The organism is Couchioplanes caeruleus (genome assembly GCF_023499255.1).
In the GTDB taxonomy this organism is placed as follows: domain Bacteria; phylum Actinomycetota; class Actinomycetes; order Mycobacteriales; family Micromonosporaceae; genus Actinoplanes; species Actinoplanes caeruleus_A.
In genome coordinates this window covers 365790-379440 of record NZ_CP092183.1, presented here as the reverse complement: position 1 = coordinate 379440, position 13651 = coordinate 365790, and the positions used below count along the sequence as shown (strand labels likewise).

The following is a 13651-nucleotide window of genomic DNA, read 5'->3' as shown; positions in this document are numbered from 1 at the left end:
ACCGCTCACGGGAGCAGGACGATTTTGCCGATGTGGTCACTCGCCTCCATCAGGCGGTGGGCGTCCGCGGCGTTGCGCATCGGAAGGGTGCGGTCGATGATGGGGCGGATGGCGCCCGCGTCCACGAGCGGCCACACCTGGTCGCGCACTCCGCGGACGATGCGGGACTTGTCGCGGGCCGGGCGGGCGCGCAGCGTCGTCGCGGCCACCGAGCCGCGTTTTGCCATCAGGGCGCCGAAGTCCAGCTCGCCCTTGCGGCCGCCCTGCATGCCGATCGTGACGATGTGGCCGTCCGTGGCGAGCGCCTCGATGTTCCGGGCCAGGTATTTCGCGCCGATGATGTCGAGGATGACGTCGGCGCCGTGGCCTTCCGTGAAGTCGCGGGTCGCCTGGACGAAGTCGCCGGTGGTGTAGTCGACGGCGAGGTCGGCGCCGAGCGCCAAAAGCTGCTCGTGTTTCGCCTCGCGGGCGGTCACGATCACCGTGGCGCCGAGTGCCTTGCCGAGCTGGATCGCGAAGGTGCCGATGCCGCCACCACCGCCGTGCACGAGCAGCGTCTGGTCCTTGCGGAGGCGGGCGATGTCCACGACGTTGGACCAGACCGTGCAGGCCACCTCGGGCAACGCCGCCGCCTCCTGCAGCGACATGCCCTGCGGCACCGGGAGCAGCTGACCGGCCGGCACGGCGACGCGCTCGGCGTAGCCGCCGCCCGCCAGCAGGGCGCAGACCCGCTCACCCACGTGGTGGCCGGTCACGTCGGGCGCGGACGCGGCGATCACGCCGGAGCATTCCAGGCCCGGGTACGGCGGGGCGCCGGGCGGCGGCGGGTAGTGGCCCTGTCGTTGCATCACGTCGGCGCGGTTGACGGCCGCGGCCGTGACCTCGACGACGACCTCCCCGGGACCCGGCTCGGGATCCGGGACCCGGGCCCAGACGAGCGCCTCGGGTCCGCCCGGCTTCTCGATCGTGATGGCGTGCATGGGATGAAGCTTGCCCGAGGGGTGTGACAGAAAACGGGATGGCCTTCAGTCCGTTTGTGGGTGGCGGCGGGGTGGTTGGACAGGGAGAGGGCCCGCGGAGTGGCCGCGAGCCCTCTGCGCCATGCTCAGGCCGGTACGGTCCAGCGCTGGTTGGCGGCCCCGGTGCAGGCCCAGATCTGCAGCTTCGCACCGTTCGCGGTGTTGTTGTCCTTCACGTCGAGGCACTTGCCCGAGGCGCTGTTGACGATCGCGCCGTTCGAGATCTGCCACTTCTGCGTACCGACGGTGTCGATGCAGTCCCAGAGGTGCACGGTGGCGCCGTCGGTCGTTGCGTTGTTCGCCACGTCGAGGCACTTGCCGAGGCCGCGTACGGTCCCGTCGGTGCCGATCGTCCACGTCTGGTTGGTGGAGCCGGCGACGCACGACCACATCTGCGGCAGGTTGCCGTTGGCGGTGGAGCCGTCGGTGACGTCGAGGCACTTGCCACCCAGGCCGGCGATCGCGCCGGTGCGGCCGGAGGGCGTACCGCCTCCGGTGCCCTGGCTGCCCGTCCACGTGAAGGTCGCCGAGGTACGGGTCGGCAGGCTGTAGACGAACGACTGGTTGCCCCAGTTCACCTTCACGCTCTGGGTGCTGCCACTGGTGTTGTACGCGATGAGCGCCTTCGACCCGTCCGGGTTCTTCCACGCCACATTCTTCACGGTGCTGTTCGCGGTCGAGTCGATGCGTACGGCGCCCGGCTTCACGAACTTGGTGAGGTGGCCCATCGTGTAGTACTCGACGGTGTAGTCGACCTGTCCGCTGCGCCCGTCGCCGTTGTGCACGGTGATCAGGCCGGTGCAGGTGCCACAGCCGCCGTTGTGCGGCCCCATGTTCTGGTCGACTGCGAGGCTCCATTTGGTCCACGACCGCGCCCAGTTGCGGGTGTAGTCGATGAGGTTGTTCATGTCCTCGGCGTGCTGATTGCCGACCCAGGTGCCGCCCGAGTGCTCGGTGAAATACTGATTCATGGACGGGTACTGGGCGCGTACCGATGAAGCCTTGCTCGGATCACCGCCGTAACCGTGCCAGGCGACGCCGCCGAAGTTGGGGTGGTTGCGGATCGTCGCGTCGTTGACCGGCGGCGCGGCCCACGTGTCGTAATCGCTGTAGTTCCAGTCGTGCACGAGCAGCTTGGTGCTCAGGCCGGCCCCCTGCAGGGCCGGGAGCAGGTCGTTCTTGGCGAACGACTGCAGCCCCGAGACGGACCACTGCATGGACGGATATCCGGCACAGCATCCGGGCTCGTTCTGCTCGGTCACGTAATTCACGTGTACGCCCTGAGCCTCGTACGCCTGCAGGTATTTCACGAAGTATTGCGCGTACGCCTTGTAGTACTCGGCTTTGAGGTAGCCCTGGTTGTAGGAGTTGTTGTCCTTCATCCAGTACGGCGCGGACCACGGCGAGGCGAAGAGCGCGAGCTGGGGATTGAGCCCACGCGCCTGCTTCGTCAGCGCCATCACGTCGGTGTCGCGGCTGAGCGAGAAATCGTTCACGTCACAGCACGTCTCGTCGTACGAATAGCTGGACCGAGCCAGGTCCGACGACCCGATGACGTTGCGCACCGCGCTGACCCCGATGCCGCTGCTGGGGCTGAAAAGCTTGGTCATGACGTCGTTGCGGGTGGCGGCCGACAGCGCGCCACTGCCGTTCATCAGCCAGGCCGCGGTGTCCGTGAACGAGGCACCGCCGCCCTCGAACTGCTGGTACGTCGTGTTCTCGTTGACCGTGATGGTCTGATTGGCGCTGCCGGTGCTCGACGCGAACGAGACCGGCGTCTGCTGCTGGAGGCCGCGGGTGACCGTTCGCCCGCCGCTGTCGCTGGTGGTGGTGAGATAGATCTGGACGGGCTCGTTCGCGGCGAACGCCGAGGGGGCGAGCGTCACGGCGGCGCCGGCGCTGAGCAGCGCGGCGCTCATCGCGCCCGCGAGGACGACTGTCCTTCTGGCTCTGGGCATGGGGACTCCCTTGACGGCAGGTGGGGGCCTGACCGGGACAGGTAAGGAAGCGAACAATAACCAGCGCGGTCTATCGCCTGTCAACCGCCCACGAGACCGTCAATCACCGTGTTTCAGCAGCCCAGAGGCATGATACGAGGATTGAAAAAAGTTTTGCTTAAGCGGTTCGGCAACCGATAACGGAAACCGGGCACAGTCGATCCGTTCGGCCACCGGTTCCACCCGGCCCGCTCGTCTTCCTTACGCCTTCATTAGCACCGTTGAGCTGCGGTTTTATGCAGGCGCACACTGCTGGACAGGTCGCTGTCCCCCAGGAACAGGGGCCCGGTCGGCGCGGGGGCGCGCCGGCCGGACCCCGTCCGACCGCGCGCGCGACCCGAGGCAGCGGTGTCCGTTCCGCGGCTCGTGAGTCGATCTGGCAGACTGGCCGCTGTAGCTCGGGAGGGCTCGCCTAGTGGCCGATGGCGCCGGTCTTGAAAACCGGTGAGGCGTTCCGCGTCTCCGTGGGTTCGAATCCCACGCCCTCCGCCAGACGAACAGCAGAAACCCCCGCTGAGCTGCGCGTGCGCAGCCCAACGGGGGTTTCAGTCGATTGATCGACAGTCTCACTTGATCTCACCGGGAACCACCCGATCTCACTCGTCCCGACCATAGCGCGACTACGAGCATCGCCCGAGGGAACTAGACAAACCCCTGGTCCACAGACAGCGCTGGGACATCGTCAGGCACGCGCCGAGCAGGGCGGCCTTGCCGCCGTCGCGGTTTTGCCATGTGGCCGCCAGGATGGCGACAGTGATCAGCAGGCCGGCGGCGTCGGTGACGATGAACCACTTACGGCCGTTCATTTTCTTGCCCGCGTCGTAGCCCCGCGAGTCCCGTCCGACGGTGTCGGCGCCCCTGACCCTCTACGAATCGAGGACTGCAGCCGACGGCTGGGTCCGCGGCCCTGCGCGATGCGGGTCTTGACTCGCAACGCGGCGAGTAGTTCTCCGTGACGCCGGCGTCTTCCACCGTGGGTGAAGTACTAGTACACCGTCTGCCAGGGCGGCAGATCTGTCAGTAGGTACCGGCACGTAGAGCCCGAGCGGACCGGGGTAGAGGACCGCGTTGACTGTCTCGAGCCGCGGGTGCTTCTCAGGTCGACCGCCGCCGCTCGGCTCGGGTAGCAAGTCCTTGACCAAACCACTGGGCGTCGGTCACGTCAGACGGGTAGCCACGGCGCGATGACACCCAGACCCCCCGCCCACTCCAGAAGAGCTGTCATGCTTCCACACCGTCTATATGGGACCTTCTCAAACACTCACTGAGCTGTGAGCCCTCCGCACCCGGGTCAACGTCGGCCGTGAACCCCGCTCAACTTCGAGGAGTCACTTTGATCTTCCTGGGTCCGACACCTGATGATTACCGAAAGGCCGCACTCGCCTCTAGACCGCCATGAATGCAAATGTCCGCACCCAACAGCCCACAACGGTCATATCACCACCCTTGCTGAATCCCTGTTCCTGCGTGCGGATCAAGCTCTCCTCCTCCGCCTAGACGGTCCAATCAGATGTGATTCACCCCATCTTCCAATCACATTCTGTAGTGGGTGCGAGCTCGCACTTCCAGCAGGCCGAAATGTTGCTCCGCCCAGCTGGAGACCCTTCACCAGGATCTCTGCCCGACCGTCAGTCCACGAGGCCCTGTTCAGAGTGCGGCCAGCGTCGCCACGTGCAGTGAGGGAAGTTCGGCGAGAAGTTGCGGCGCAAGCGTTCGTTCCCACAATCACGTCTGTAAATATTCTTGACCAGAAAGCAGCGCTTATGTAACGTTCGACGTGCGCAGCCGTTGTTACTCACAGCCAACAATGCCCAACCGCGTCCGTTCGCGGAATCTTCATTCTTGCCGATCGCAACAATGCGCTATCTGCTCCGTGCTCCAAGGCGCATGTAGCGATATGACGACACGCAGGAGAGGGCAGTGGATGAAGTATGACTGTGAAGCTAAAGCGCAACATCTGTCAGGCTCCCAAGAAAGGCACCCAGAGTGCGAAAAAGCTCACTCGGAAAACTGATTCGCCGTACGATCGCAGCACTCGGATTCGCGGCGGTCGCCGCAACGCTAGCCTTCCCTGGAGTCGCCCAAGCGGCTTCTAATCACTCTATTTCTGGGGAGACTTGGAGTGACTCGAATAAGTGGTACAACTCCACCAACGTTCGCACAAAGTCGGGCTCCGGAAACGTTCAGGTCAATCTATCCACAACACCCTGCTGGCTCGACGGAAATGGCAAATGTTCTACATATGACGACATGAAGTGGCAACTCCTGAACCCAGACGGCAGCGTGATCAGCGGAAGCTACACGACAGGAATCGATCGCAATCAAACGGTGACGATAGCCTCCCTGTCCAACGGTAGGCAGTTCCGGAATGCTTTCGCGCGCGGCCACGCCTGCTTTACTAATTGCCGCCACACGTTCGATGGTACGGAGTACTACTAGAAGCATAAGAGAAGGAGGCGGTGGAGGAGCATTCGCTCCCTCACCGCCTCTTGACGAGCGACCTGCTTTCGACGTTCGGGATTGGCGACTGTGCATGACTTCTCTATCTTCTACAAGAATCAATAGACGACGTGCCCGGCGTAGGGTTGTAAGTACGTTACTCGCTGCTCTAGTCGCGTCAGGTTGCCAAGCCAGCCACACACAGGCGGACCCTCCATCTGACCGGGCTGACTGGATTTCGGCGGAGCAGGCAGAGCTTGAATACAAGGACGAAGCTCGAAACCTTACTCTCGCACCAAAATGGGAATGGCCGCAAGGCAAACTGTATGAAAGCCATGCGCCCGACGGAAAGGAGATGGTTTACGGCGTCAACACCGGCAGGGTCGATGCCGCCTGGTATTGGCACTGTACTTGGGCTCGCAACTATTTTGATGCCACGTCATCCACTGAGCGACATGCGGACTTTCAGCAGGTCCTACGGCTTAAGGACTCTGCATTCTATCGCTACGGGTTGGCCCCAGAAGACAAGGGTCCACGCGATAGAGTCATCGCCCTTGCCCAATCAGGACACACAGAACAACTTCGTGATATTATCGAATCGAACTGCCCACCAAAAAGCTAGTTTGCACGATCAAGAGCGGCGCGTAATCGAATAACGAGAGGCGGACATGTTTGCTACACGATCGGTCGATACAGGAATCACGGCTAGAGCAGTCAGGTATAACGGTCGTGCGGTACTCCTCTCTTCCGCGGCCCTCGGCATAGCCGCATTTCTCAGCGACTTAGTTCCTGGAACGCTCGGAGCCATCCTACTGACACTGACGAGTAGCGGGTTTGCGTGGGGAATGACTGCCTTATTTCTGGGTTTTAGGCAAAACAATTGGCGAGCCGCCGCTCTTGCCGGCACGGCCACTCTCATCATCGCTACAGTAGTTTATTATGCAATGATCCTCGGGATTAGCCAACGGTGGCGCGGCGGAAGCCTTCAGGACGGCAGCTCTGCCGATTACATCGGTTTGCTCTCAGTTGGTCGCGCTGCGGCTCTCTGGACGATGGCATCACTGTGCGCTGGCCCTGTCCTCGGAGTGATCGGCTGGAAGATAAAGGTTGGCAGCGAACGTCAAAGCTCGATCCTCGTCGCTGCGTCTTTCGGACTGTTTTCTGCTGACGGCTTTGATGCCATGATCTTTCGAACCTCTCTGCGGGAGCATCTGCATAATTTTGGGGTTCAATTCGTGCAGCCGGGTTTCCTGACAATCGTGTTCTCAGCCCTGGCAGCGTTCTACCTACTGAGGCAGCGAGGGATTAGGTCCACCACAGTAACTTTCATAACTTCTGCTATTCTGAGTGTGACTCTAGGCATCTTGCTTTGGAGGTTTGCGTCACTTGTGCGGGTGCTGGTCTCAGTTTGATGGCCCTTCGAATTTGATCGGGGTTCACGGCTGACGCCGATCCGAGTGTGAAGGGCTTGCAGCAAGGCCGTGAGGCCGTGAGCCCGAACCATCGGCGGGAGTCCTGGACTCGCAGAGCGCCATTATTGCCCGTACTCCACAGCGGGGCTTATCCGAAATGTCGCAGCCACGAAGCTTAGGTTATGCGCGGCTCGCCCAGCGCCGCCTCGATGCGGCGGCGTGCTGCCTCGTCTTGCCCCTCGATGCACTTGGCGTAGACCTTAAGCAGGACGTGCACGCTGTGTCCCGCCCACTCGGCGACCTGTGTTGCCGGCACTCCTTCATTCAGCCAGAGGGACACGGCCGCATGCCGAAGGTCGTAAGGCCGTTGAGCTAGCGGCGACTTCTGCTGTGTCGGGGTCAAAGCAGTTCGGCGAGTAGCTCGCCACACCCGCGCGTAGGTCTCCTTCGACACCGGGCCGCTGCCGTATCCCTGCGTCACGAAGATCCGGCCGTCGGCCGCATGCCCGAACTCCGCGATGTGCCAGCGCAACGCCCGTACAAGCGGCGGGGCGGCCGGCACCGGGCGAATGGCGGTCTTCGCCCGGTGCTTAAGCTCTCTGTCCTCCCGTACGGCCTGGCTGTCGTCGCCCCAGCCTTGCCCGACATGCTGAGTCGAGCCGGAGAGACGGAGCATCCCCCAACCATCCTCGGGAAGCTCGCAGTCCTCGATACGCAGGTGAAGCGCCTCGGCCGGACGCAACGCGGCGTAGTACAGGCAGGCGAAGAACGCCACCAGGCGAGGATGCCGGTCGGCTACCGCGCCGAGCAGGTCGAGCGCCTGGCTTGGGTTGACGACGGAACGGCGGTCCACCTCGTCATCCGACTTTGGCGTCACCCACTGGACGTGGTCCATCGGGTGGGCTTGGAGGAGCCGTAGCTCTACCGCGTACCGGAGCGCGCCGTAGAACACGGCCCGCTTGCGGGAAATCGTGGTCGCAGCGGCCTGCTTGCCATCGATGCGCAGCGAGAGCGTGTCGAGCGCCTTGCGTACAAGCGCCGAGTCCTCGAGATCGTTGAGGTTGACGGTATTCGTAGCGAGCCACCGGACTGTCGGGGCGAGATCGTCAGGCGGTGGACCTGCGTCACGGCGAGCCTTGTTGAACGACCAGGCGTAGAGCGCCCGGCGAATCTCCGCGTCAGCCGGCGCGCCGCGTGTGGTCTTGAGAAGCGCGGGAGTGACGGTAGCCAACGCTTCAGCAATGCCTTTCCGGTGCTTGCCTGCGGCACGGGGCCACTTCATGTCGACGAACGCCACCGCGTGGTCGTACCAGGATCGGCTGTTGCGTTGCCGGGCCATCGGCTCGGGGAGGCCGGCCGCCTCGTCGAATGCGATGCCCTCCCGCTGAGCTGTCATCAGTTTGGCGCGGAAGCTCTCCGCGAGTGCCTTGGTCTGGAATCGGTCCCCGAAGACCTTTCCGGCGACGACCCACCGAACGCGATAGCTGCTCTGCGGCTTGCCGGTCCGTCGATCCTTGCCTTTGTGCTCTTGGATTCCCCAGACCTTCACGTCGTAGGTACTCATGCGGCCTGCGGCTCCTCTCGGGCGGACAGCCAGGACTCGAAGTCGGCCCGGCGGATGCGGATCGATCGGTTGGGCATCTTGTAGTGGCGCGGCGCCAAGCCGATGGCCTTCCAGCGGAAGAACGTCGAGCGGGGCACGGCCATCTGGGCAAGGAACTCATCGAGGGTGAGAAAGTCGCTGGGCACGGATTCCGCCTCCTGGCGAGGGTGATGGTCTGGCGGGGTCGCAGCGGTCGGGATGCGTCTGCCAGAACTGCCACAACTGCCAGAACCTCGGCGGCAGAGGGGTTGTGGCGGTTGTGGCAGTTCTGGCAGACGGCTTACGAGGCTCGGCGCGCGACGAGGGGATGCACGGTCGCGGCCGGTTGGTGGACGTCGGGATGGACCAGGAAGCTCGGCGACGCCGGCCGGCCGCCGGCCCGCTTCGGCGCGGGCGGGTCGAGCTGGCGGAGATAGCCGTGTGCTTCGAGCACGGACAGCGGCGCGTCGAAGTCGGCCGCCGTCGGGATCTGCGAGGACTTGAGCGCCCGGAACACTTCCCGTTTGGTGAAGGCGCTGGTGTTCGTACGTTCGATCCAGGCGAGGATCGCTCGGGCATTGCGGGTCGCTTGGTCGGCGCCCATGTCGTCGAACGCGCCCAGGGCGTGAGCCGCGTAGTACTCCCCGATTCGCGCGGCCCGGTCGACGGTTTCCGCATCGACGGGTCTACCCCACCCGTCGTGCAGATGTTCGGCGAGGTGGAGCAGGCCAGCGATACGGACAACAGCGCCGGTGTATTTCGATCCCCAGTCCACGATGTGTGCCCACGCCCCGCCCGGCGCCAACCGGGGTTCTACCTGCCGTTCGATGTCCAGGATTAAATCGTTCGCTTCGGGAGTGAGGACGAGAACGGCCGGATCGGTCCATTCGGCGAGGGTGAGGACCAGGGCGTGAAGGTTGGCGTGGAAGGTCGCCCCGACTTCGGCGGGGATGGGGTCTGCGCCGACCTTGCGGAATCCGACGGTGTTCTCCGGAACGGCGAACAGGATGCGGGCGAGCAAGCCAAGTCCTCGGAAGCCAGGCATGCCGGCGATGTCGCGCAGGATTTCCGGCTGTACAGCGAGTCCCATGGTGAGGGCGGGTTTGTCGACGTGTTCAGCGTCGCGGGACAGCCGGCCGACGCGCATCATGTCCCCGGCGTGGCCCTTGAGGAATACCTCCAGGTTCGGTGTGCCGGAGTAGCGGCCGGCGATGGTGGCGAAGATGCCGCCTTCGGGAGAGAGGACGGCGAGCCGGCCGCCCTGTTGGGCGAGGAGCGATGCGGCGGTTTCGCTCGTGACGTCGTCGGCGACCAGTTGAGGTTTCACAGGAACGGTGATCGCGTCGGCGTTCATCGCTGCTGCCGTTGCCTCGGCGATCAGGGTGTCCCGTCCGGTTGCGTCGGCGTTCGCTGCGGCGAGAGCGGCTTTTTCCGCCGCTTTCCCAGCGACTTTGGCGGACAGTTCGGCTTCGATGATCGCGGGTGCGCTTCGATCGATGAGGGCCTTTTCCGCGGTGAGGATCGGGGCGACCATCGCCGCGAACACGGCGCTCTTGCGGGAGCCCGGCGGTAGGACGACGACCGTGTACAGGTTCGTCGGTTCTCGCCACGAGCCGCGTACTTCGACCTCGGCCCGGCCGCCGGCCGCCGTCGACAGGCACGCAAGAGCGAGGCTTCCGGCGAGGTCGATCGGGGTCTGGGTGAACTCCGCGACCGCTGCCACGTGGTCGGCCAGCCAGCCGGGCAGCAACTCGGCGGGGAACGGCGGCAGGTGCCGACCTCGGCCGAGGGGGATCAGCGGCGACCAACCGCCCGGTACGGCCGCGCCGTCGAGCATCGCGCGGCCGGCGGCCACTACCTCGGCTGGGTCGGCGCCTGAGGTCGCGAGCTGGGTCAGCTGGGCGCCGAGGTCGGCAACCTTCCGCCGCTTCGCGAGGTCGGCGACGATGCCCGCGTAGTGGGCCGCGTTTGCCGCTGTCGGCACGTCGGCGGTCAAGGTGTGCAGGTAGGGCGCCCCGCCCATCTTGCCGAGGTCGCCGGTCTCGGCAAGATGAGCGGTGACGGTGATCGGGTCGGTCGGGGTGCCGGCCGCGTGCATGCCGCACATGGCTTCCCACAGCACCCGGTGTGCCGGCCGGCCGAAGTCGTCCGGGGCGAGGGCGGCGGCCAGGTCGGCCATCACAGCGGGGGCGAGTAACGCGGCGCCGATAACGGCTTGCTCGGCGGCCAGGTCGTACCCGGCGGAAGTCACGATCGCGGCTCCCTTCCATCGGTAGGCGGAGTGAAGTCAGGTGGTGCGGCGTCCGATCGCCGGGTACGTCCGGCCGGTGACCCGGCCGAGCCGGGGCGCGACCTCGGCGAGCAGGTCACGCATGAGGTTGAGCGCGGTCGCAAGCTGGACGCGGGCCGTTTTCTCGTTGCTGTGTAACGGAATCCGGGCACGCACCTCGATGTACGCGACGTCTCCGGCCTGTACGCGGGTGAGCCATGCCCGACCGCCGATGCCGGCGGCAGTGATGTCCGCCGACCGGTGCTCGGCCACGCCGCAGCGGTGATCTCGGGCGCACCAAGGGGTGTGGTCGGTCTGCCGGCGGGTGAGCCGGGCCATCGTGCGCGCCATCAGCGTGTGCCCTTGTCGTGCAGCTCTCGCAGGCCGTTGATGATCTGCCGACCGATACGGAGCCGACGTCCGTCACCGGCACAGCGACGGCACAGCCCGAACGCCCGGCCGAACAGGGAGCGTCGTTTACCCGTGCCGGAGCACTTGCGGCAGGTGGCGAACGGCCAGAGCCAACAGCCGACGCCGTAACACAGTGTAGCGATCATCAGTAGGGGACAGAGCAGCCCAGCGAGGGTGCCGTAGGTGGTCGCGGTTGCGGCGAGGGTGGTCACCGAATGCCTCCAGAAGGCGTTTCGCCGGGTGGGAGTGGTGCTGGCGCGACCCGCGACCGGCCCGGATATGCGCTGACCAGGCCGGTCGCGGGGAAGGTCGCGTCAACGCGACCGGTCGCGGCCGAGCCGCGACCTGTCAGGCCGCCTTGCGACGCTGAATCGCAGCGTCGATGTCGTCCGCCTTGGCACCCTTGAGGGCCTTGCCGGACCGCTTGACGTCTACGCTGCGTACACCGAACGCACGGACCTGAGCTGAGATCGACTCGGCGGTTACGTCCGCGTACGCCTCGGGTAGCCGGCCGGAGAGCCGGGAGGCGATCTCCTCCCACTGAGCGCCGGTCTCGCCCCGCTCGATCACGCCCCGCACGTCGGCCAGGACGTCGCGCACCTCACGGGCGATGTCCTCGCCGGCCGCCATGCCCGACAGCGTTCCGGCCTGCTCGCGTAGCTTCCGCGCAGCGACGAGGATCTTCTCCGCGTCGTCGCCGTCGGCGAGGTAAGTGCGGACGGTCGGGGTGTTGTCGGAGGCTCCCCGCAGGATGCCGACCCCCTTGTACGAGGGAAGCAGCGTCGACGAGTCGTACCCCTCCGAGTAGGCACCCGACCCGAGGACCAGATCGGACACCTGCCACGACCCGGTACGCAGGGAGAACCGGACCTGGTGGTTGTCGCGGAAGCTGATGAACTGCTGCGCGACCTGCCCACCTCCGATGCCGGACGGCCGCTGCGTGGCGTCGACGAACCCAACACCGGCTGCCGGGGCGACCTTGACCAGGTAGACCAGCAGGGAGGCGATCTCCTTGCTGATGTCGCCGAGATCGAAGTACTCCTGGAACTCGTCGAGGACGACCAGCCGTACCGGCATCTTGTACTTCGGATCGCGGGCGATCTCCCGGGTCAGCTTGCCTTCCGGGCAGACATCGACGGGCAGCTTGGACAGCCGCTCGTACCGGTCCTGCACATCGGCTTTGATCTCGCGCAACGCTTCCAGGACGATCTCCGCCGGGTCGCCGTCGCGGGTCATCGCCAGGCCGAACGCGTACCGGTCGGCGACGAGGGAGAACTTGCGCCAGTCCGGCTTACCGCCCCCGTCGAGCACGGTGAGCTTCACGTACGGGTCCAGCGCCGCGTACAGCGCAAGAAGTCGCGCGGCGAACGTCTTGCCCTGCCGGGGTTGTGCACCGATGAGAATCGAGTTCCAGAGCAGGTCGACGCTGACCTTGTTGCCGCGCTCGTCGAGGCCGAACGGGGCGGGCTGCCACACGTCAGTGGGCTTGCACCGCAGCAGCGGCGTTCGGCCGGCACCAACCGACAGCGGATCACGGTCGGCCACCCAGAGCGTGTGCCGGCGGTGCGAGCTGGGGTCGCGGGTGATGAACACTTGGGAGATCGCGACGTCCAGGCCGGACGCGATGGCGCCGCGCGCCTTGACGGCCTCGTCGAAGGTCTTGCCGTACGGCAGATCGATGGACACCTGCGAGCCCGTGCCGGACGGGTCACGCGCCATGGTCGAGCCGAACGATATTTGCTGGTGTGGCTTGTCAGGGTGGCCGAGCCCAGCGGCGTAGTAGGCGCGCAGGATGATGTCCGGGTTGACCCGCCGGAACCGGCCGGCCACGGTGGCAGGGGTGATGATCGGCCGGTCATCGGGACGGCCGAGATGCGCCAGAAACGCCGTCCCACCCGCGCTGATCAAGGCGAGTGCCCACCACGGGGCGGTGGCCCACAGGACCGGTCCACCGATCGCAACGGTGAGCAGTTCGGCGCACAGGACGACGAACCGCCACGTACGGGTGGCCTTCACCTCGCGGTGCAACTTGAGCCACATCGCCGGGTCGTTGGCATCGGCAGCGGCCTGCCGGAGCCCGTACTGCTCGGTGACCCACCACCACTTGATCTGCCGACCGGTCAGCCGGAACATGCCGACGACCGCCCAGAACGCGGCGAGGATCGCGTACTTCGGCGAGCGGAGCGCATGAAACCCGCACCGGTAGCCGGTGACCGCGAGAGTCTGACGGATGCTGTGTTTGATGTTCGGCCACGTCGACCAGCCGACCGGAACAATCGGCACCCGCCCGGACGGCCCGGACGGTGGCGGATCGACGGGCATCCCGCCCCGCGTCGGTGCCTCGTCAAGGGCTACCTCGAAGTGGGTATCTCCTGCGGCCTCGGCGGTCCGGCGGGTGCGGGCCGTGTCCAGGTCGACAACGTCGGCGACATCGGCTTCCGCCGCGCGCCAGTCGAAGTGGTTCTCGTCAGGTGTCGGGTTGTGGGGGACCATCAGGTTCTCTCCCGTGGGATCGCGGTGCG

9 protein-coding genes and 1 tRNA gene are annotated in these 13651 nt (G+C 65.5%); 2 read left to right on the top strand and 8 right to left on the bottom strand.

Going from position 1 to position 13651, the window contains the following annotated elements:
• Positions 1-5 precede the first annotated feature (5 nt).
• The gene (locus COUCH_RS01765) at positions 6-980 is read right to left on the bottom strand and encodes an NAD(P)H-quinone oxidoreductase (RefSeq protein ID WP_249610370.1); all 975 of its coding nucleotides are present in this window, start codon (positions 978-980) and stop codon (positions 6-8) included.
• A 125-nt stretch (positions 981-1105) separates the two neighbouring features.
• Positions 1106-2977: a ricin-type beta-trefoil lectin domain protein gene (locus COUCH_RS01760; RefSeq protein ID WP_249610369.1), complete on the bottom strand. Its 1872-nt coding sequence runs from the start codon at positions 2975-2977 to the stop codon at positions 1106-1108.
• A gap of 440 nt (positions 2978-3417) precedes the next feature.
• On the opposite strand from COUCH_RS01760, the gene COUCH_RS01755 reads away from it, so the two are divergent.
• A tRNA-Ser gene (locus tag COUCH_RS01755) sits at positions 3418-3508 on the top strand.
• 128 nt (positions 3509-3636) lie between these two features.
• Here the strand turns inward: COUCH_RS01755 and COUCH_RS01750 are convergent.
• Positions 3637-3822 carry a hypothetical protein gene (locus tag COUCH_RS01750; protein WP_249610368.1) on the bottom strand — a complete coding sequence of 62 codons (186 nt, stop codon included), beginning with the start codon at positions 3820-3822 and terminating at the stop codon, positions 3637-3639.
• A gap of 2301 nt (positions 3823-6123) precedes the next feature.
• On the opposite strand from COUCH_RS01750, the gene COUCH_RS39095 reads away from it, so the two are divergent.
• Positions 6124-6867, top strand: a complete 744-nt coding sequence (locus COUCH_RS39095; RefSeq protein ID WP_430640869.1) for a DUF6518 family protein — start codon at positions 6124-6126, stop codon at positions 6865-6867.
• 175 nt (positions 6868-7042) lie between these two features.
• On the opposite strand, the gene COUCH_RS01745 is transcribed toward COUCH_RS39095, so the two are convergent.
• The 5 genes from COUCH_RS01745 to COUCH_RS01725 form a co-directional block, all read right to left on the bottom strand.
• Positions 7043-8431: a tyrosine-type recombinase/integrase gene (locus tag COUCH_RS01745; RefSeq protein ID WP_249610367.1), complete on the bottom strand. Its 1389-nt coding sequence runs from the start codon at positions 8429-8431 to the stop codon at positions 7043-7045.
• Positions 8428-8616 carry a helix-turn-helix transcriptional regulator gene (locus tag COUCH_RS01740; protein WP_249610366.1) on the bottom strand — a complete coding sequence of 63 codons (189 nt, stop codon included), beginning with the start codon at positions 8614-8616 and terminating at the stop codon, positions 8428-8430. Before COUCH_RS01740 ends, COUCH_RS01745 begins: the two co-directional genes overlap by 4 nt.
• A gap of 134 nt (positions 8617-8750) precedes the next feature.
• A complete protein-coding gene (locus tag COUCH_RS01735; protein ID WP_430640954.1) occupies positions 8751-10628 on the bottom strand; it encodes a DUF3987 domain-containing protein in 1878 nt (625 codons plus the stop codon).
• Positions 10629-10736: 108 nt separating this feature from the next.
• Entirely contained in the window at positions 10737-11069 is a 333-nt protein-coding gene (locus COUCH_RS01730; RefSeq protein ID WP_249610364.1) for a hypothetical protein, read from the bottom strand.
• A 408-nt stretch (positions 11070-11477) separates the two neighbouring features.
• The gene (locus tag COUCH_RS01725; RefSeq protein WP_249610363.1) at positions 11478-13622 is read right to left on the bottom strand and encodes a cell division protein FtsK; all 2145 of its coding nucleotides are present in this window, start codon (positions 13620-13622) and stop codon (positions 11478-11480) included.
• Positions 13623-13651 lie beyond the last annotated feature (29 nt).

Bases quoted from the DNA above. Each gene is read 5' to 3' on its own strand.
- COUCH_RS01765 (WP_249610370.1), bottom strand. From the start codon at position 980: ATGCACGCCATCACGATCGAGAAGCCGGGCGGACCCGAGGCGCTCGTC.
- COUCH_RS01760 (WP_249610369.1), bottom strand. From the start codon at position 2,977: ATGCCCAGAGCCAGAAGGACAGTCGTCCTCGCGGGCGCGATGAGCGCC.
- COUCH_RS01750 (WP_249610368.1), bottom strand. From the start codon at position 3,822: ATGAACGGCCGTAAGTGGTTCATCGTCACCGACGCCGCCGGCCTGCTG.
- COUCH_RS39095 (WP_430640869.1), top strand. From the start codon at position 6,124: ATGTTTGCTACACGATCGGTCGATACAGGAATCACGGCTAGAGCAGTC.
- COUCH_RS01745 (WP_249610367.1), bottom strand. From the start codon at position 8,431: ATGAGTACCTACGACGTGAAGGTCTGGGGAATCCAAGAGCACAAAGGC.
- COUCH_RS01735 (WP_430640954.1), bottom strand. From the start codon at position 10,628: ATGGCCGACCTGGCCGCCGCCCTCGCCCCGGACGACTTCGGCCGGCCG.
- COUCH_RS01730 (WP_249610364.1), bottom strand. From the start codon at position 11,069: ATGGCGCGCACGATGGCCCGGCTCACCCGCCGGCAGACCGACCACACC.
- COUCH_RS01725 (WP_249610363.1), bottom strand. From the start codon at position 13,622: ATGGTCCCCCACAACCCGACACCTGACGAGAACCACTTCGACTGGCGC.